The 19,018-nt window shown below is 70.0% G+C and carries 10 protein-coding genes; 9 read left to right on the forward strand and 1 reads right to left on the reverse strand.

Annotated elements, in window-relative coordinates; genetic code table 11:
- Positions 1 to 40: 40 nt before the first annotated feature.
- The 6 genes from glgX (at position 41) to BN159_RS14445 (ending at position 10,748) form a co-directional block, all read left to right on the forward strand.
- Positions 41 to 2,284 (forward strand): glycogen debranching protein GlgX, encoded by a 2,244-nt coding sequence (gene glgX / locus BN159_RS14420; RefSeq protein ID WP_015657714.1) that lies wholly within the window; start codon positions 41 to 43, stop codon positions 2,282 to 2,284.
- Positions 2,285 to 2,361: 77 nt separating this feature from the next.
- Positions 2,362 to 4,143 carry an ABC transporter ATP-binding protein gene (locus tag BN159_RS14425; RefSeq protein WP_015657715.1) on the forward strand — a complete coding sequence of 594 codons (1,782 nt, stop codon included), beginning with the start codon at positions 2,362 to 2,364 and terminating at the stop codon, positions 4,141 to 4,143.
- Entirely contained in the window at positions 4,140 to 5,987 is a 1,848-nt protein-coding gene (locus BN159_RS14430) for an ABC transporter ATP-binding protein (protein WP_015657716.1), read from the forward strand. Before BN159_RS14425 ends, BN159_RS14430 begins: the two co-directional genes overlap by 4 nt.
- Before the next feature lie 281 nt (positions 5,988 to 6,268).
- Positions 6,269 to 8,320: a M4 family metallopeptidase gene (locus BN159_RS14435; RefSeq protein WP_015657717.1), complete on the forward strand. Its 2,052-nt coding sequence runs from the start codon at positions 6,269 to 6,271 to the stop codon at positions 8,318 to 8,320.
- A 205-nt stretch (positions 8,321 to 8,525) separates the two neighbouring features.
- Complete coding sequence (locus BN159_RS14440; RefSeq protein WP_015657718.1) at positions 8,526 to 10,172, forward strand: M4 family metallopeptidase; 1,647 nt, start codon at positions 8,526 to 8,528, stop codon at positions 10,170 to 10,172.
- A 69-nt stretch (positions 10,173 to 10,241) separates the two neighbouring features.
- Positions 10,242 to 10,748: a DUF1990 domain-containing protein gene (locus tag BN159_RS14445; RefSeq protein WP_015657719.1), complete on the forward strand. Its 507-nt coding sequence runs from the start codon at positions 10,242 to 10,244 to the stop codon at positions 10,746 to 10,748.
- Between the two features lie 18 nt (positions 10,749 to 10,766).
- On the opposite strand, the gene glgP is transcribed toward BN159_RS14445, so the two are convergent.
- Positions 10,767 to 13,385 carry an alpha-glucan family phosphorylase gene (gene glgP, locus BN159_RS14450; RefSeq protein ID WP_015657720.1) on the reverse strand — a complete coding sequence of 873 codons (2,619 nt, stop codon included), beginning with the start codon at positions 13,383 to 13,385 and terminating at the stop codon, positions 10,767 to 10,769.
- A 339-nt stretch (positions 13,386 to 13,724) separates the two neighbouring features.
- Here glgP and BN159_RS14455 point away from each other — a divergent pair, with 339 nt between their 5' ends.
- From BN159_RS14455 to treS, 3 genes are all read left to right on the forward strand, one after another.
- Complete coding sequence (locus BN159_RS14455; protein WP_015657721.1) at positions 13,725 to 14,927, forward strand: S8 family peptidase; 1,203 nt, start codon at positions 13,725 to 13,727, stop codon at positions 14,925 to 14,927.
- Positions 14,928 to 15,164: 237 nt separating this feature from the next.
- The gene (locus BN159_RS14460) at positions 15,165 to 17,249 is read left to right on the forward strand and encodes an alpha-1,4-glucan--maltose-1-phosphate maltosyltransferase (RefSeq protein WP_015657722.1); all 2,085 of its coding nucleotides are present in this window, start codon (positions 15,165 to 15,167) and stop codon (positions 17,247 to 17,249) included.
- The gene (gene treS, locus BN159_RS14465) at positions 17,246 to 18,946 is read left to right on the forward strand and encodes a maltose alpha-D-glucosyltransferase (protein WP_015657723.1); all 1,701 of its coding nucleotides are present in this window, start codon (positions 17,246 to 17,248) and stop codon (positions 18,944 to 18,946) included. The genes BN159_RS14460 and treS overlap by 4 nt, the downstream gene beginning before the upstream one ends.
- The last annotated feature ends 72 nt before the right edge of the window (positions 18,947 to 19,018 follow it).

Below are 19,018 nucleotides of genomic sequence, written 5' to 3' on the forward strand. Positions count from 1 at the left end.
CCCGATTCCACCTCGTCCCAAGAGCCGTGGGAGGCCCAAGGTGACCAGCAGCGCAGCCGAGCGTCAGGCGGTGGCTCAGGAGCGTGCCGCCGAAGGTCCGGGTGCCGTACTGAACGGAACCCCGCGCCGGACGCCCGGCATGCCCGTGTGGCCGGGTGCGCCGACGCCGCTGGGGTCCCGTTTCCGGGTCGGCCCGGACGGGGTGGCCGGCACCAACTTCGCGCTGTGGGCGGGCGGCGCCGAGGCGGTGGAACTGTGCCTGTTCGACGAGTCGGGCAAGGAGACCCGGGCCAAACTGACCGAGCTGACGCACGAGATCTGGCACGGCTTCGTGCCCGGGGTGCTGCCGGGCCAGCGCTACGGCTACCGGGTGCACGGCCGCTGGGACCCCTGGACCGGCGCCCGCTGGAACCCGGCGAAGCTGCTCCTCGACCCCTACGCCCGCGCGGTGGACGGCGACTTCGGGCTGCCGCCGGAGGTGTACGGCCATGTCCGGGACTGGCCGCAGCAACAGGTCGCGGACACCGTCCGGGACGACCGGGACTCGGCGCCGTACGTCCCGAAGGGCGTCGTGGTGCACGATGACGACGACTGGACGGACGACCGGCGGCCGAAGACGCCGTGGGCGGACTCGGTCATCTACGAGGTGCACGTCCGGGGGTTCACCAAGCTGCATCCGGGCATCCCCGAGGAACTGCGCGGGACGTACGCCGGGCTGGCGCACCCCGCGGCGATCGAGCACCTGGTCAAGCTGGGCGTGACGGCGGTGGAGCTGCTGCCGGTCCATCAGTTCGCGCACGAGGACCATCTGCTGCGCCGGGGCCTGAAGAACTACTGGGGCTACAACTCCATCGGCTACTTCGCCCCGCACGCCGGGTACGCGGCCTCCGGGACGCGGGGCCAGCAGGTCGGCGAGTTCAAGCGGATGGTGCGGGCGCTGCACGAGGCGGGCATCGAGGTCATCCTCGACGTGGTCTACAACCACACGGCGGAGGCGGGCGAGCTGGGCCCGACGCTGTCGCTCAAGGGCATCGACAACCGGGGCTACTACCGGCTCCAGTCGGACGCGCGCCGGTACGCCGACTACACGGGCTGCGGCAACACCCTCCATGTGGTCCAGCCCCAGGTGCTGCGGCTGATCACCGACTCGCTGCGCTACTGGGTGACGGAGATGGGCGTCGACGGCTTCCGCTTCGACCTCGCCGCCGCGCTGGCCCGCTCGATGCACGACGTCGACATGCTCTCGCCGTTCCTCGCGGTGATCGCCCAGGATCCGCTGCTGAGCCGGGTGAAGCTGATCGCCGAACCGTGGGACGTGGGCTCGGGCGGCTATCAGGTCGGCGCCTTTCCCCCGCTGTGGACGGAGTGGAACGACCGCTACCGCAACGCCGTCCGCGACTTCTGGCGGGGCGCGCTGCCGGACGTACGGGATCTCGGCTACCGGCTGTCGGGGTCGAGCGATCTGTACGCATGGGGCGGGCGGCGGCCGTACGCCTCGGTCAACTTCGTGACGGCGCACGACGGTTTCACCCTGCGCGACCTCGTGTCCTACGAGCGCAAGCACAACGAGGCCAACGGCGAGGGCAACCGCGACGGCACGGACGACAACCGGGCCTGGAACTGCGGCGCGGAAGGGGAGTCGGACGAGGAGCGGGTACGGGCGCTCCGGCGCCGCCAGTTGCGGAACCTGCTGACGACGCTGCTGCTGTCGACGGGGGTGCCGATGCTGGTCGCGGGCGATGAGCTGGGGCGCACGCAGCGCGGCAACAACAACGCCTACTGCCAGGACAACGAGATCAGCTGGCTGGACTGGGAGCTGTTGGAGGACCCCGGCTGGAAGGCGCTGTTCGAGCTGACCTCGCGGCTGATCGAGCTGCGCCACCGGCATCCGGTGCTGCGCCGGCGGGCCTTCTTCTCCGGGCGGGCGCACTCGGCGGACGGGCTGCGGGACCTGGCCTGGTTCACGGCGCGGGGCACGGAGATGACGGAACAGGACTGGTACGCGCCCGCCGCCACCCTCGGCATGTATCTGTCCGGGCGGGACATCCCCGGCCGGGACGAGCGGGGCGCGCCGATCGTCGACGACAGCTTTCTGGCCGTGCTGCACGCCGGGGACCGCCCGGTGAGCTTCGTCCTGCCGGCGCCGCCGTGGGCGGAGGAGTACGAGGTGGTCGTCGACACCTCCCGGGAGGAGCAGGGGGATGCGCCGGGCGAGACGCATCGGGCGGGGTCGGCGATCACGGTGCCGGGGCGGGCGGTGTTGCTGCTGCGGGTGGTGGGCTGAGCCCGGCGGGCCGAACCTGGCGGGCCGAGCCGAAACTCGGTGGGCGATGTCAGTGGCGAACCGTAGGCTCGCTGCTGATGCCCACAACACCAAAAACCCCTGAGGAACGCTCCGCCGTCCGGACCCTGTTGCGTCTGTGGCCGTATGTCCGGCCCGTGCGGGCGCGGTTGTTCACCGCCGCGTTCGTGGCGATCCTCGCCTCCTGTGTGGGGCTGGTGATCCCACTCGTGCTGAAGTGGATGGTGGACGGCCCGGTCGCCGACCGGGACTCGGCCGGGGTGTGGCTCGGGGCGCTGGTCCTGCTGCTGCTCGGGCTCGGTGAGGCGGTGCTGTTCGGGCTGCGGCGGTGGCTGGTGGCGCGGCCGCTGTCGCATGTCGAGGCGGAGATGCGGGCGGCTCTTTACCGGCATCTGCAACGGCTTCCGGTCGCCTTCCACGACCGGTGGGCCTCGGGGCAGTTGCTGTCCCGGGCGACCACCGATCTGATGCTGGTGCGCATGTTCCTCGCCTTTCCGCTGACCTTCCTGCTGGTCAACGGCGTGACCATCCTGGTCGGCGTGATCATCATGCTGCTTCAGGACTGGACGTTGGGGCTGGTGATCCTCGGGCCCGCGGTGCCGGTGATCGTGATGTGCGTGGTCTTCGAGAAGCGGTACGCCGAGGTGGCGCGGCGGGCGCAGGACCAGGTCGGGGATCTGACGACGGTGGTCGAGGAGAGTGTGCTCGGCATCCGGATCATCAAGGGGTTCGGGCGGCATCGCAGTCAGGCGCGGGCGTTCCGGGAGCTGTCGTGGACGCTGCGGGGGACGGAGCTGCGGAAGGCCCGGCTGCTGGCGGTCATCTGGGCGGTCATCGTGACGCTGCCCGAGGTGGCGGTCGGGGCGGCGCTGGTGGTGGGGTGCGTGCAGGTCGCGGACGGGGCGCTGTCGGCGGGGACGCTGGTCGCCTTTCTGTCCACGGCACTTGCGCTTCGGTGGCCTGTTGAGTCGATCGGGTTTCTGCTGGCGATGAGCCAGGAGGCGGCGACCGCTACGGAGCGGTACTTCGAGGTGATGGACGAGGACGTGGAGTCAGCGGGACCTGGCAGGCAGGCCGGACCGGTGACCAAGTCCGACGGACTTCACTTCCACGCTGTCTCCTTCCGCTACCCCGACGCACCTCCCGACTCCCCGCCCGTCCTTCAAGGCATCGATCTCCATATCCGCCCCGGCGAGTCCATGGCCCTGGTCGGGGCCACCGGGTCCGGTAAGACCACGCTCACCGCGCTCGTTCCCCGGCTGCATGAGGTCACGTCCGGGCGAATCACGCTCGACGGGGAGGACATCATGGCGATGTCGCGGGAGGAGCTGCGGGCCATGGTGGCCGTCGCCTTCGAGGAGCCGACGTTGTTCTCCGCCTCCGTCGGGGAGAACGTGCTCATGGGGGCCGATGACAGCGCCGGAGCCATCGAACTCGAACGCGCGCTCTCCGTCGCTCAGGCCGACTTCGCGCATGCCCTGCCCGACGGCACCGACACCCAGGTCGGCGAGCAGGGGCTCAGCCTCTCCGGTGGGCAGCGGCAGCGACTGGCGCTCGCCAGAGCTGTCGTAGGGCGGCCGCGGTTTCTCGTGCTGGACGATCCGCTGTCCGCGCTCGATGTGCACACCGAGGCCGCGGTGGAGGCCGCGTTGCGGGAGGTGCTCGCGGAGACCACCGCGCTGATCGTGGCGCACCGCCCGTCCACCGTGCTGCTCGCCGACCGGGTCGCGCTGCTCGCCGAGGGGCGGATCACGGCGGTCGGCACCCATCACGAACTGCTGCGCTCCAGCGCCGAGTACGCGCATCTGATGTCGGGAGCTGACGAGGAGGACCAGCGATGACGGCGCCCACGACCACGGCACCGGCCAAGGCGGCCCCGGCGCCCGAGGAGTCCGGCGACCCCTTCGACCGGGACGTGCTGCCCACTCCCCCGGGCGCCACCGGCGCGCTGCTGCGTTCGCTGCTCGCCCCGATGAAGGCGCGCGTCGCCCTGACCACGCTGCTGCTGCTCGTCCAGCAGGCGGCCGTGCAGGGGGGCCCGCTGCTGGTGGCGTACGCCATCGACGAGGCCGTACCCGCGTTCCGGCGCGACGACCACGGCCCGCTGATCGCGGTGGCCGTCGGCTATCTGCTCTGCGCGGCCGTCTCCGGCGCCCTCCAGTACGCGTTCGTCATCACCGCCGCCCGCGTCAACCAGGATGTGCTGCTGGATCTGCGCGGCCGGATCTTCCGGCACGCGCAGGCGCTGAGCGTGGACTTCCATGAGCGATACACCAGCGGCCGGCTGATCTCCCGCTCCACCGCGGACGTGGAGTCGCTGCGGGAGCTGCTCAGCGAGGGGCTCCAGGAACTCGTGACGGTCATCCTGTCGTTCGTCTACATCTCCGCGATGCTGCTCTGGCTCGACCTCGGGCTCGGCGCGGTCGCGGTGGCCTCCTTCGTGCCGCTGTATCTGCTGGTGCGGGGCTACCGGCGGCGGGCCGGGCGGGTGTACCGGCTGCGGTCGACGGCCATCGCCACGGTGATCGTGAAGTTCGTGGAGACGATGAACGGCATCCGGCCGGTGCGCGCGTTCCGTCGCGAGGCCGTCAACGACGCCGAGTTCGCCGTACTGAACAAGCGCCTTGAGCGCGCCAACGGTGACGCGCTGCTGGAGATGGCCCGCTATGTGGTCGGCTCCCGGGTGGTGGCCAACACGTCCGTCGCGCTGATCGTGCTGTGGGGCGCCCACCGGGTCGCGGGCGACACCCTGGCGCTCGGGGTGCTGGCGGCGGCGGTGCTGTATCTGCGGCGGCTCTACGACCCGATCGACCGGCTCGGCATGTTCCTGAACTCCTACCAGTCGGCGGCGGCCTCCCTGGAGAAGATCGCGGGCCTGCTGGCGCAGACGCCGTCCGTGCCCGAGCCGTCAACGCCCAGGCAGCTCCCGGCACTTGAGTCCGAGCATCCGGGCCGCGAGGTCGTCTTCGACAAGGTGCGGTTCGCCTATCGCACCGGCGGTGAGGTGCTGCCCACCTTCGACCTCGCCCTCCCGGCCGGGCAGACGGTCGCGGTGGTCGGCTCGACCGGCGCAGGCAAGTCGACGCTGGCGAAGCTGCTGGCCCGGTTCTACGACCCCTCCGACGGCCGGGTCCTGCTGGACGGGGTCGATCTGCGCGAGCTGTCCGTGCCCGAACTGCGGCGCGGAGTGGTGATGGTGACCCAGGAGGCGTTCCTGTTCTCCGGCACGGTCGCCGAGAACATCGCCATCGGGCGGCCGGACGCCACGCGCGAGGAGATCGAGCGGGCCGCGAAGGCGATCGGCGCCCATGAGTTCATCAGCACCCTGCCCGACGGCTACGACACGGACGTCCGCAAGCGGGGCGGCCGCATCTCCGCCGGTCAGCGCCAACTCGTGGCGTTCGCACGGGCGTTGCTGGCCGATCCGGCGGTGCTGATCCTCGACGAGGCGACCAGCTCGCTGGACATCCCCGGGGAGCGGGCGGTGCAGCGGGCGATGGCGACGGTGCTGCACGGGCGTACGGCGGTGGTGATCGCGCACCGGCTGTCGACCGTGGAGATCGCGGACCGGGTGCTGGTCATGGAGCGGGGGCGGATCGTGGAGGACGGCTCGCCCGCCGAACTCGTCGCGGGGACGGGACGGTTCGCGGATCTGCACCGGGCTTGGCGGGACAGCCTGGCTTGAGAGGGCTCGGGCCACTTGGCCTGAAGCGTCCGTATAACGAACATGAACTCCCGGACAACGAACGATTTCCGGCCAAGTTTCTGACGCGCCCCTGACAGAACCAGCGATCTCCTGCCACTCTTCCCACGGCCGCTTCACAGCAACCCCATAGTTCGCCCCGCTGTGGACGGCCGACGCTCCCGCACGTGGTTCTGCGCACTACCCCGTTCTGCCCGGCCGGCCCACCCGCCGGACGGTCTCCCCTGGCCGCGCGATCCGCGGCCGCGCAGAAGGAGTCAGTTTTGAGAAGCAGTTCCTCAGACCGACGCACCTCCCACAGATCCACCACCCGTCGGGCCGCCGCTGTCGCCCTCGTCGGTGTCTCCGCGCTGATCGCCGCGGCCGTCCAGTCGGGCGCCGCGACCGCAGCCCCGGAGCAGGCCCCCTCGGCCGCCGGCAAGGTCGTCCCGGGCGCCGAATCGGTCAAGCTCACCCCCGCCCAGCGCGCCGAGCTGATCCGCACGGCGAACGCCGGCAAGGCGGAAACCGCCAAGGAACTCGGCCTCGGCGCCAAGGAGAAGCTGGTCGTCCGCGATGTCGTCAAGGACGGCAACGGCACGGTCCACACCCGCTACGAGCGAACCTACGACGGTCTGCCCGTCCTCGGCGGCGACCTGGTCGTCGAGACCACGAAGTCCGGCGCCACCAAGGACGTCGTGAAGGCGACCCGCGCCGCCATCAAGCCGGCCACCACCACCGCCGCCGTACCCGCCGCCAAGGCGGAGAAGCAGGCGCTGGCCGCGGCGAAGGCCGAGGACGCCAAGAGCCCGGACGTCAACAAGGCGCCGCACAAGGTGATCTGGGCCGCGAACGGCAAGCCGACCCTCGCCTACGAGACCGTCGTCGGCGGCCTCCAGGAGGACGGCACCCCGAACGAGCTGCACGTCATCACGGACGCCGCGACCGGCGCCAAGCTGTACGAGTACCAGGCCATCGAGACCGGTACCGGCAACACGATGTACAGCGGCACGGTGACGCTGGGCACCACGCAGTCGGGGTCGACGTACAACCTGACCGACGGCGCGCGCGGCAACCACAAGACGTACAACCTCAACCGCGGCACCTCCGGCACCGGCACCCTCTTCTCGGGCTCCGACGACGTGTGGGGCAACGGCAGTCCGTCCAACCTGGAGACGGCGGGCGCGGACGCGCACTACGGTGCCGCGCTGACCTGGGACTACTACAAGAACGTGCACGGCCGCAGCGGTATCCGGGGCGACGGCGTCGGCGCCTACTCCCGGGTCCACTACGGCAACAACTACGTCAACGCGTTCTGGTCCGACAGCTGCTTCTGCATGACGTACGGCGACGGCTCCGGCAACACCCATCCGCTGACGTCCATCGACGTGGCCGGTCACGAGATGACGCACGGCGTCACCTCCAACACCGCGGGCCTGGTCTACAGCGGCGAGTCCGGCGGTCTGAACGAGGCCACCTCCGACATCTTCGGCTCGACCGTCGAGTTCTACGCCAACAACGCCTCCGACGTCGGTGACTACCTCATCGGCGAGGAGATCGACATCAACGGCGACGGCACGCCGCTGCGTTACATGGACAAGCCGAGCAAGGACGGCGCGTCCAAGGACAGCTGGTACTCGGGCATCGGCTCGATCGACGTGCACTACTCGTCGGGCCCCGCCAACCACTTCTTCTACCTGCTGAGCGAGGGCAGCGGCACCAAGACCATCAACGGTGTCACCTACAACTCGCCCACCTCGGACGGCCTTCCGGTCACCGGCATCGGCCGGGCCAAGGCCGAGAAGATCTGGTTCCGGGCGCTGACCACGAAGTTCACGTCCAACACCAATTACGCGGGCGCCCGCACCGGCACCCTCGCGGCGGCCGGTGAGCTCTACGGCACGACCAGCCCCGAGTACGCGGCCGTGCAGCACGCCTGGGCGGGCGTCGCGGTGGGTTCGCGTCCCGGTGACGGCGGAGGTGGCGGTACCACCTTCGAGAACACCACCGACGTGTCCATCCCGGACGTCGGCGCGGCGGTCACCTCGTCGATCGCCGTCACCGGCCGGACCGGCAACGCGCCGTCCAACCTCCAGGTCGGCGTGGACATCGTCCACACCTACATCGGTGACCTCAAGGTGGATCTGGTCGCTCCCGACGGCACGGTCTACACGCTGAAGGGCTACGGCACCGGCGGCAGTTCGGACAACATCAACACCACGTACACGGTGAACGCCTCCTCCGAGGTCGCCAACGGCACCTGGCAGCTGCGGGTCCAGGACAACGCGGCGATCGACACCGGCTACATCAACAGCTGGAAGCTGACGTTCCCGTAAACGTCCCGCTCCCCTGTGAACAGGGCGCCGTCCCGGTGGTTCAACTCCCCGGGACGGCGCCCGTATTTACATTCCTGAAACGTTAACCAGACAGTTGACTTTCAGCCAACATCATTTAGGGGTCCTGACATGTACGCGCCTCTGATGTCACTCTCTCCTCACCCGCCGCACAACTTCCCAGCCCTCCCCCACATAAGGAGCTTGTGTGACCCCCCGCTACGCGCGTCACAAGCGCACCACCCTGGCCATCGCCACCGCGATCGCGGCCGGAGCCCTCCTGACCACCGGCCTCACCAGCACTGGTGCCGCCGCCAAGACCGACCCGGCCGCCGGCGCCACCCCGGTCCAGCTCACCGCCGCCGCCCGCACCGCCCTGGTGGAGCAGGCGGCCGCCGAAGCCCCCACCACGGCGGACGAGATAGGCCTCGGCGCGCAGGAGAAGCTCGTCGTCAAGGACGTCGTCAAGGATGCCGACGGCTCGACCCACACCCGCTACGAGCGCACCTACGCCGGACTCCCCGTCCTCGGCGGCGACCTGATCGTGCACGAGACGGCGTCCGGCAGGACCACGGGCGTCACCAAGGCCGCCAAGGCCGCCGTCAAGGTCGCCGACCTCACCGCGGACGTCACCAAGGCCGCCGCCGAGAAGCAGGCCGTGAAGGCCGCCAAGGCCGAGGGCTCCACCAAGTCCGCGGCCGACAAGGCCCCGCGCAAGGTCGTCTGGGCCGCGAGCGGCACCCCGAAGCTCGCCTACGAGACGGTCGTCGGCGGCTTCCAGCACGACGGCACCCCGCAGGAGCTGCACGTCGTCACCGACGCGCAGACCGGCGAGAAGCTGTACGAGTGGGAGGCGATCCAGACCGGTACGGGCAACAGCCAGTACAGCGGCACGGTGACCATCGGCACCTCGCTGTCCGGCTCGACCTACCAACTCAGCGACACCTCGCGCGGCACCCACAAGACGTACAACAAGGCGCGCTCCACCTCCTCCTCGGCGGGCACCCTGTTCACCGACGCGGACGACACCTGGGGCACCGGGGCGGCCTCCAGCTCCTCCACCTCCCAGACCGCCGCCGTGGACGCCCACTACGGCGCCCAGGTCACCTGGGACTTCTACAAGAACGTCCTCGGCCGCAACGGCATCAAGAACAACGGCGTCGCCGCCTACTCCCGGGTCCACTACGGCAACGCCTACGTCAACGCCTTCTGGTCGGACAGCTGCTTCTGCATGACGTACGGCGACGGCGAGGGCAACGTGAAGCCGCTGACGTCCCTGGACGTGGCCGGCCACGAGATGACCCACGGCGTCACCTCCAACACCGCGGGGCTCAACTACTCCGGTGAGTCGGGCGGTCTGAACGAGGCGACCTCGGACATCTTCGGCACGGCCGTGGAGTTCTACGCGGCCAACTCCAAGGACACCGGCGACTACCTCATCGGCGAGAAGATCGACATCAACGGCGACGGCACGCCGCTGCGTCACATGGACCAGCCGAGCAAGGACGGCTCGTCCGCCAACTACTGGTCGTCGTCGCTGGCGAACCTGGACGTGCACTACTCGTCCGGTCCCGCCAACCACTTCTTCTTCCTGCTGTCGGAGGGCAGCGGCGCGAAGACGATCAACGGCGTCAGCTACAACTCGCCGACGTACAACAGCTCCACGCTCACCGGCATCGGCCGGGACAAGGCGGTCAAGATCTGGTACAAGGCGCTGACCGAGTACATGACCTCGACCACCAACTACAAGGGCGCCCGCACCGCGACGCTGAGCGCGGCCTCGGCCCTGTACGGCTCCACCAGCACCGAGTACAAGGCGGTCGCCGCGGCCTGGACCGCGGTCAACGTCAGCTGACGCACCCCGCGTCGACAGGCGGCACCCGGACCGACAACGGTCCCGGGTGCCGCCCTACGCTAGGGCCCCATGTCCTTCAGCTACGACGACGTCGGCCGTACCCGGGAGCACGACTTCTGCCCGCCCGGTTTCCACCCGCTGCATGTGCGCACCCGCATCGGAGAGGGCACCGAGGTCTTCAGCCGCTCCGCCGAGGCCCTACTGACCTGGGACATGCACCGGGCGATGGGCGTCGGCATCGACGCCTCCGCGGAGCGGGCGGCACCCGGCGTGGACGTCACGGTCACCCTGGCCGGGGTCATCAAGGCGCCCTGCCGGGTGGTGTGGACGGTGGAGGAACACCGCCGCGCGGGCTGGGCGTACGGCACGCTGGACGGCCATCCCGAGTGCGGCGAGGAGTCCTTCGTCGTGGACCGCACCGGGGACGGGACCGTCTGGCTGACGGTGCACGCCTTCAGCCGGGGCGCGAAGTGGTACGCCCGTGCGGGCGGCCCCGCGACGCGCGGCCTTCAACAGGCGTACGCCCGGCGGTGCGGGGTGGTGCTGCGCAGGCTGTGCGGGGGCGACACCGAGTGACGCCCCCGCTTCAAGGCCTCAGCGCATGAGCACTCCGGCGCCCTCCACCGCGTCCTGCGAGGGTGCGGTGACCAGGCCCAGTTCCGCGCCGGACGCCAGCAGCCGGTGCGCCGGAAGGATCCGTACCGTGTAGCCGTAGGGCCCGGTGCGGTCCAGGGAGAGCGGGCCCTCGTAGACCCAGCGCCCGTCCAGGTCGGGGCCGGACGTCGGCTTCAGCGGGACCGTCGCCGCGTCGGTGATGCGGTCCTCGCCGTCCACCCGGCCGGAGACCGCCTGCACCTCCACGTCGTCCGGCGCCAGTTCGCCGAGGCCGACCCGGACCCTCAGGCTCAGGGTCGTGCCCAGCTCGGCGGTGGTCGCGGCCACCGAGGTCTCCACATGGTCGACGCTGACGCCGTGCCAGGCCGCACGCACCCGCGCCTTCCAGGCCGCCAGTTCCTGCGCCGAGTCCGCGTCCATCGAGCGGTGGGCCAGCGCGGCCGGGGTGTACAGGCGCTCGACGTACTCCCGGACCATCCGCCCGGCCAGCACCTTCGGGCCGAGCAGGGTGAGGGTCTGGCGGACCATCTCGATCCAGCGGTCCGGCAGTCCGCCCTGGCCGCGCTCGTAGAACCGCGGGGTGACCCGCTGCTCCAGCAGGTCGTACAGCGCAGCCGCCTCGATGTCGTCGCGCCGGTCCGGGTCCGTCTGCGAGCCGTCCGCGGTCGGGATCGCCCAGCCGAAGTCGGGCTGGAACCATTCGTCCCACCAGCCGTCCAGGACGGAGAGGTTGAGACAGCCGTTGAGGGCCGCCTTCATCCCACTGGTGCCGCACGCCTCCAGCGGCCTCAGCGGATTGTTCAGCCAGATGTCGCAGCCCGGGTAGAGCTTCTGCGCCATCGCCATGCCGTAATCGGGCAGGAAGACGATGCGGTGGCGGACCCGCGGGTCGTCGGCGAAGCGCACCAGGTCCTGGATGAGCCGCTTGCCGCCGTCGTCCGCCGGATGCGCCTTGCCCGCCACCACGATCTGCACCGGCCGCTCCGGGTGCAGCAGCAGATCCAGCAGCCGGTCCCGGTCCCGCAGCATCAGCGTCAGCCGCTTGTACGACGGCACCCGGCGGGCGAAGCCAATGGTCAGGACGTCGGGATCCAGCACCCCGTCGATCCAGCCCAGCTCCGCGCTGCCCGCCCCGCGCTGCCGCCAGGACGCCCGCAGCCGCTCGCGCACCTCCACCACCAACTGCTCGCGCAGCACCCGGCGCAGCTCGAAGATGTCCTGGTCGGGGATGTCCGCCACCGCGTCCCAGCGGTCCGAGCCGCCGACGGTGAGCGCGTCCTCGGTGCGCTGGGCACCGATCTGCCGCGCGCCGAGCCGGAACACCTCGGGGGCCACCCAGGTCGGGGCGTGCACGCCGTTGGTGACCGAGGTGATCGGCACCTCGTCGGCGTCGAAGCCCGGCCAGAGCCCGGAGAACATCTCCCGGCTGACGTTGCCGTGCAGCAGCGAGACCCCGTTGGCGCGCTGGCCCAGGCGCAGGCCCATCACCGCCATGTTGAAGAGGTTCGGTTCGCCTCCCGGGTAGGTCTCCATGCCGAGCTGGAGGACGCGCTCGACGTCGATGCGCGGGAGTTCGGCGTCGGTGCCGAAGTGGCGGGCGACCAGCTCACGGTCGAAGCGGTCGATCCCGGCCGGGACCGGGGTGTGGGTGGTGAAGACGGTGCCCGCCCGCACCGCCTCCAGACCGGCGTCGAAGTCAAGACCCTGGTCGACGAGTTCGGCGATCCGCTCCAGGCCGAGGAAGCCCGCGTGCCCCTCGTTGGTGTGGAAGACCTCGGGTTCGGCGTGTCCGGTCAGTCGGCAGTACGTCCGGACCGCCCGCACCCCTCCTATGCCGAGGAGCATCTCCTGGAGCAGCCGGTGCTCGCTGCCGCCGCCGTAGAGCCGGTCCGTCACCCCGCGCTCGCCGAGGTCGTTCTCCTCCACGTCGGAGTCGAGGAGCAGCAGCGGGACCCTGCCCACCTGGGCCAGCCAGACCCTGGCGTGCAGCGAGCGGCCGCCGGGCAGCGCGAGGGAGACCTGCGTCGGCGTGGAGTCGGCCTCCCTGAGCAGGCCCACCGGCAGCTCGTTGGGGTCGAGCACCGGGTAGTGCTCCTGCTGCCAGCCGTCCCTCGAAAGGGTCTGCCGGAAGTAGCCGTGCCGGTACAGCAGCCCCACCCCGATCAGCGGCACCCCTAGATCGCTGGCCGCCTTCAGGTGATCGCCGGCCAGGATGCCCAGGCCGCCGGAGTACTGCGGAAGAGCGGCGGTGATGCCGAACTCGGGGGAGAAATAGGCGACGGCCGCCGGGAGCTCGGCGGACTGGGACTGGTACCAGCGGTCCCCGGAGACATAGTCGGCCAGATCGTCGGCGGCCGCGGTCAGCCGGCGCAGGAAGCGGCGGTCCTCGGCCAGTTCGGCCAGCCGGTCGGGAGACACACTGCCCAACAGCCTTATCGGGTCACCGTCGCAGGAGGCCCAGCGCTCGGGATCCACGGACTGGAACAGATCGCGGGTCTCCGCATGCCAGGACCAGCGCAGATTGCGCGCCAGATCGCTGAGCGGCCGGAGGGGTTCGGGGAGAACGGGACGGACGGTGAATCGACGGATCGCCTTCACATTCCACCTCGGCGTGCGTGCGGAAGAGGACGCACGGCAGTGTGCGTCCTGTCATCATCTGCACGGTATCGGTGCGAGCGCTCCGTAACCACGGCGCCTTTTCCCGCGTCTCCAGTGAAGCTGGAGCCCGACTCCATCCGGACGACCCGCACACTCCGGCCGAAAAGCGCCGCAACCTTCATGGATCCGCCATCGGCGATATGGCCGATTCCGCCCCCGTAGGCGTCCTTGTGGTGACTTCACCCCCCACGAGAGGCTGCTGATGGCGTTCCGGCCCGCGCCGGGTGCACCCGGCGGTCAGCGGTGGCCGGACGCCGAGTCGAGGAGGGGACTCGGACCATGGCACGGACGCGCACCAGGCGTCTGCGCTGGGCAGGGGGGCTGACCGCGGTGACCTGTGCCGCGGCACTTTCGGCCACCAGCCCGCCCGCGCACGCCGCACCGGAGGGGCGGATACTCGGCGCCGGTCAGCCCGGCACCGTCAGCGGAAGCTACCTGGTGACACTCAAAGGGGGAACACAGGCCAAGTCGGCGGCCGGTCAAGGACTGGTCGAGACGTTCGGGGCGAAAATCAGCCACACCTACGGCACGGTTCTCAACGGCTACGCGATCACCGCGAACGAGAGACAGGCCAAGCGGCTCGCGGCGGACCCCCGGGTCGCCTCGGTCGTCCAGGACACCAGGGTGACCCTGGAACACACCCAGAAGAATCCTCCGTCCTGGGGACTCGACCGTGTCGATCAGCGGAACCTGCCGCTCGACCAGAGGTACACCTGGCCGGAGTCCGCGGGCGCCGGGGTGACGGTGTATGTGATCGACACCGGTATCCGGATCTCGCACAAGGACTTCGGCGGCCGGGCGAGACACGGCTGGGACTTCGTGGGCAACGACAAGTCGGCGGGCGACGGCAACGGCCACGGCACCCATGTCGCGGGCACGGTCGCCGGGTCGAAGCACGGCGTCGCCAAACGGGCGAAGGTGGTCTCCGTGCGGGTCCTCGACAACGCCGGCGCCGGGACCACCGCCCAGGCCATCGCGGGCATCGACTGGGTGACCAGGAACGCCCGCAAACCGGCGGTCGCCAACCTCAGCCTGGGCGGCGGCTACAACGCCCAGCTGAACGCCGCCGTACGCAACTCCATCGCCTCCGGCGTCACCTACACGGTCGCCGCGGGCAACGACGGTCTCCCGGCGGCCCTGTACTCCCCGGCCAGTGTGGGCCCCGCCATCACGGTCGGCGCGACCGACCGCGGGGACGCCCGGGCGAGCTTCTCGAACTACGGCTCGGCCCTTGACCTGTTCGCCCCGGGCGTCGCGATCACCTCGACGTCGTCCGCGAGCGACAGCGCCAAGGCCACGTACTCCGGTACGTCGATGGCGGCGCCGCACGCGGCGGGGGCGGCCGCGCTCTATCTCGCCGACCATCGCAAGGCCACGCCCGCGACGGTGGCCAAGGCGCTGCGGGCGGATGCGGCGAGCGGAAAGGTCTCCGGGCGGGGGCTCGGCTCACCGAACAAACTGCTCCAGGTACCGGGCTCGTAGCGGTCTGTTCGCGGCCCGTTGAGAACGACGCGGAAGGATCGGCCCCGTCCCAGCCGGACGGGGCCGGTCTTGTGTGCCGACATACGCGTGAGTAGTTAACAAAGTGCCGGATTGCCCACCCGAATAGGGTGGGAAGGCTCCTCCGGTACGCCCCACAGGCACGCCACAGCAGTACCCCGCAGGACCCACCTCCCCACAGCCATCCGCCCACCCACGTTGACGCGGACAGGAGCGGTCATGCCCGCCACGCACCACTCGTCGGCACCCCCGACACGCAAGTCCGAAGCACCCCCCGTACACCGCCCGGCCACCGCCGGACCGAGCGTCGTGGAGGCACCCCCCACGGATCGAGTCCCCGGTGTCGGGCGCATACCAGTCCTCGACGTCCGTCCGTTCGTCCAGCGCGGCCGTCGGCCCGCCAAGGCGGTCGTGGGCGAGACGTTCCAGGTCTCGGCGACGGTGTTCCGCGAGGGGCACGACGCCGTGGCCGCCAATGTCGTACTGCGGGACCCCGAGGGCCGTGCGGGCCCGTGGACCCCGATGCGCGAACTGGAGCCGGGCACCGATCGCTGGGGCGCCGACGTCACCCCGGACGCCCCGGGCCTGTGGACGTACACCGTGGAGGCGTGGGGCGATCCGGTCACCACCTGGCGCCACCACGCCCGGATCAAGATCCCGGCGGGGATGGACACGGAGCTGGTCCTGGAGGAGGGCGCCCGGCTGTACGAGCGGGCGGCCACCGAGGTCCCCGCCAAGCAGCGGCGCGTCCTGCTCGCCGCGGCCGCCAACCTCCGGGACGAGTCCCACGCCCCGACAGCGCGTCTCACGGCGGCACTGTCCCCCGAGGTGGACAAGGTCCTGTCGCGGTATCCGTTGCGGGAGTTGGTGACCGTCTCGGATCCGCTGCCGTTGCTGGTGGAGCGGGAGCGGGCGTTGTTCGGGTCGTGGTACGAGTTCTTCCCGCGCTCGGAGGGCACGGTCGAGGTGCCGCACGGCACGTTCCGCACGGCGGCGCGCCGGCTGCCGGCGATCGCCCGGATGGGCTTCGACGTGGTGTATCTGCCGCCGATCCATCCGATCGGCACGACGTTCCGCAAGGGCCGCAACAACACCCTCGACCCCGCGCCGGAGGATGTGGGGGTGCCGTGGGCGATCGGCTCCCCGGAGGGCGGGCACGACGCCGTGCACCCGGCGCTGGGCACGCTGGAGGACTTCACCTGGTTCGTCGGCAAGGCCCGCGAGGAGGGGCTGGAGGTGGCGCTGGACTTCGCGCTCCAGTGCTCGCCGGACCATCCGTGGGTGCACAAGCACCCGGAGTGGTTCCATCACCGCCCCGACGGCACGATCGCCTATGCGGAGAACCCGCCGAAGAAGTACCAGGACATCTATCCCATCGCCTTCGACGCGGACCTGGACGGGCTCGTCGCGGAGACGCTGCGGGTGCTGCGGCACTGGATGGGCTGCGGGGTGCGGATCTTCCGGGTGGACAATCCGCACACCAAGCCGGTGCTGTTCTGGGAGCGGGTGATCGGGGAGATCAACCGCATCGACCCGGATGTGATCTTCCTGGCGGAGGCGTTCACCCGCCCGGCGATGATGCGCACCCTGGCGCAGGTCGGCTTCCAGCAGTCGTACACGTACTTCACCTGGCGCAACACCAAGCAGGAGCTGACCGAGTACCTGTCGGAGCTGTCGGGGGAGTCGGCGGCCTACATGCGGCCGAACTTCTTCGCCAACACCCCCGACATCCTGCACGCCTTCCTCCAGCACGGCGGCCGCCCCGCGTTCGCCCTGCGCGCCGTCCTCGCGGCCACCCTCTCCCCCACCTGGGGCATCTACAGTGGCTACGAGCTGTGCGAGAACCGCGCCCTGCGCGAGGGCAGCGAAGAGTACCTGGACTCGGAGAAGTACCAGTTGCGTCCACGTGACTGGGACACGGCGGACACCATCGCTCCACTCATCACCAAGCTGAACGCCGTCCGGCGCGCGAGTCCCGCCCTACGGCAGCTGCGTAGTCTCCACTTCCATCACGCCGACAAAGATCAGGTGATCGTCTACTCGAAGCGGTCGGGGTCGAACACGGTTCTGGTGGTCGTCAACCTCGACCCCCACCACACCCAGGAGGCCACGGTCTCGTTGGACATGCCGCAACTCGGCCTCGACTGGCACGAGTCGGTGCCGGTGCGCGACGAGCTCTCCGGCGAGACCTATCACTGGGGCAGGACCAACTATGTGCGCCTCGATCCGGGTCAGCGACCCGCGCACGTCTTCTCGGTTCTGCGACCGTCCACCCCGCAGATCGGAGGGTCACCCACAAAATGATCGTCAACGAGCCCGTCCCGGACACCTTCGAGGACACCCCAGCGGGCGACCGGGACCCCGACTGGTTCAAACGCGCCGTCTTCTACGAAGTCCTCGTCCGTTCCTTCCAGGACAGCAACGGCGACGGCGTCGGTGACCTCAAGGGCCTGACCGCCAAGCTGGACTATCTCCAGTGGCTCGGCGTGGACTGCCTGTGGCTGCCCCCGTTCTTCAAGTCCCCGCTGCGGGACGGCGGCTACGACGTCTCCGACTACACCGCCGTCCTGCCCGAGTTCGGCGACCTCGCCGACTTCGTGGAGTTCGTCGACGCCGCCCACCAGCGCGGCATGCGGGTCATCATCGACTTCGTCATGAACCACACCAGCGACCAGCACCCGTGGTTCCAGGAGTCGAGAAGAGACCCCGAAGGTCCCTACGGCGACTATTACATGTGGGCCGACGACGACAAGCAGTACGCGGACGCGCGGATCATCTTCGTCGACACCGAGGCCTCCAACTGGACCTTCGACCCGGTCCGCAAGCAGTACTTCTTCCACCGGTTCTTCTCCCACCAGCCGGATCTCAACTACGAGAACCCGGCCGTGCAGGAGGAGATGATCTCCGCGCTGCGGTTCTGGCTGGACCTGGGCATCGACGGATTCCGGCTGGACGCGGTGCCCTACCTCTATGCCGAGGAGGGCACCAACTGCGAAAACCTTCCGGCGAGCCATGAGTTCCTGAAGCGGGTGCGCAAGGAGATCGACGCCCACTATCCGGACACGGTGCTGCTGGCGGAGGCCAACCAGTGGCCGGAGGACGTCGTCGACTACTTCGGCGACTTCAGCAGCGGTGGCGACGAGTGCCACATGGCCTTCCACTTCCCGGTCATGCCCCGCATCTTCATGGCGGTCCGCCGCGAATCGCGCTACCCGGTCTCCGAAATCCTCGCCAAGACCCCGGCCATCCCGTCCGGCTGCCAGTGGGGCATCTTCCTGCGCAACCACGACGAGCTGACTCTGGAGATGGTCACCGACGAGGAACGCGACTACATGTGGGCGGAGTACGCCAAGGACCCCCGCATGCGCGCCAACATCGGCATCCGCCGCCGCCTGGCGCCCCTGCTCGACAACGACCGCAACCAGATCGAGCTGTTCACCGCGCTGCTGCTCTCCCTCCCGGGCTCGCCGATCCTCTACTACGGCGACGAGATCGGCATGGGCGACAACATCTGGCTCGGCGACCGGGACGCCGTCCGCACCCCGATGCAGTGGACCCCGGACCGCAACGCGGGCTTCTCCTCCAGCGATCCGGGGCGCCTGTATCTGCCCACGATCATGGACCCGGTCTACGGCTACCAGGTGACGAACGTCGAAGCCTCCATGGCGTCGCCGTCGTCGCTGCTGCACTGGACCCGGCGCATGATCGAGATCCGTAAGCAGAACCCGGCCTTCGGACTCGGCTCGTACACCGAACTCCAGTCCTCCAACCCGGCCGTGCTGGCGTTCCTGCGGGAGTACGAGGACGACATCGTCCTGTGCGTGCACAACTTCTCCCGCTTCGCGCAGCCGACCGAGCTGGATCTGCGGCGGTTCGACGGACGCAACCCGGTGGAGCTGTTCGGCGGGGTGCGATTCCCGGCCATCGGCGAGCTGCCGTACTTGCTGACGCTCGCGGGACACGGCTTCTACTGGTTCCGGCTCCGCAAGGACAACGGCTAGGCCGACACGGCTCAGAGGCCCGGCGGGGCGGTTTTCTCCGGCCCGCCGGGGGCACGCATCACTCACACCCCG

The organism is Streptomyces davaonensis JCM 4913, assembly GCF_000349325.1.
Classification (GTDB): domain Bacteria; phylum Actinomycetota; class Actinomycetes; order Streptomycetales; family Streptomycetaceae; genus Streptomyces; species Streptomyces davaonensis.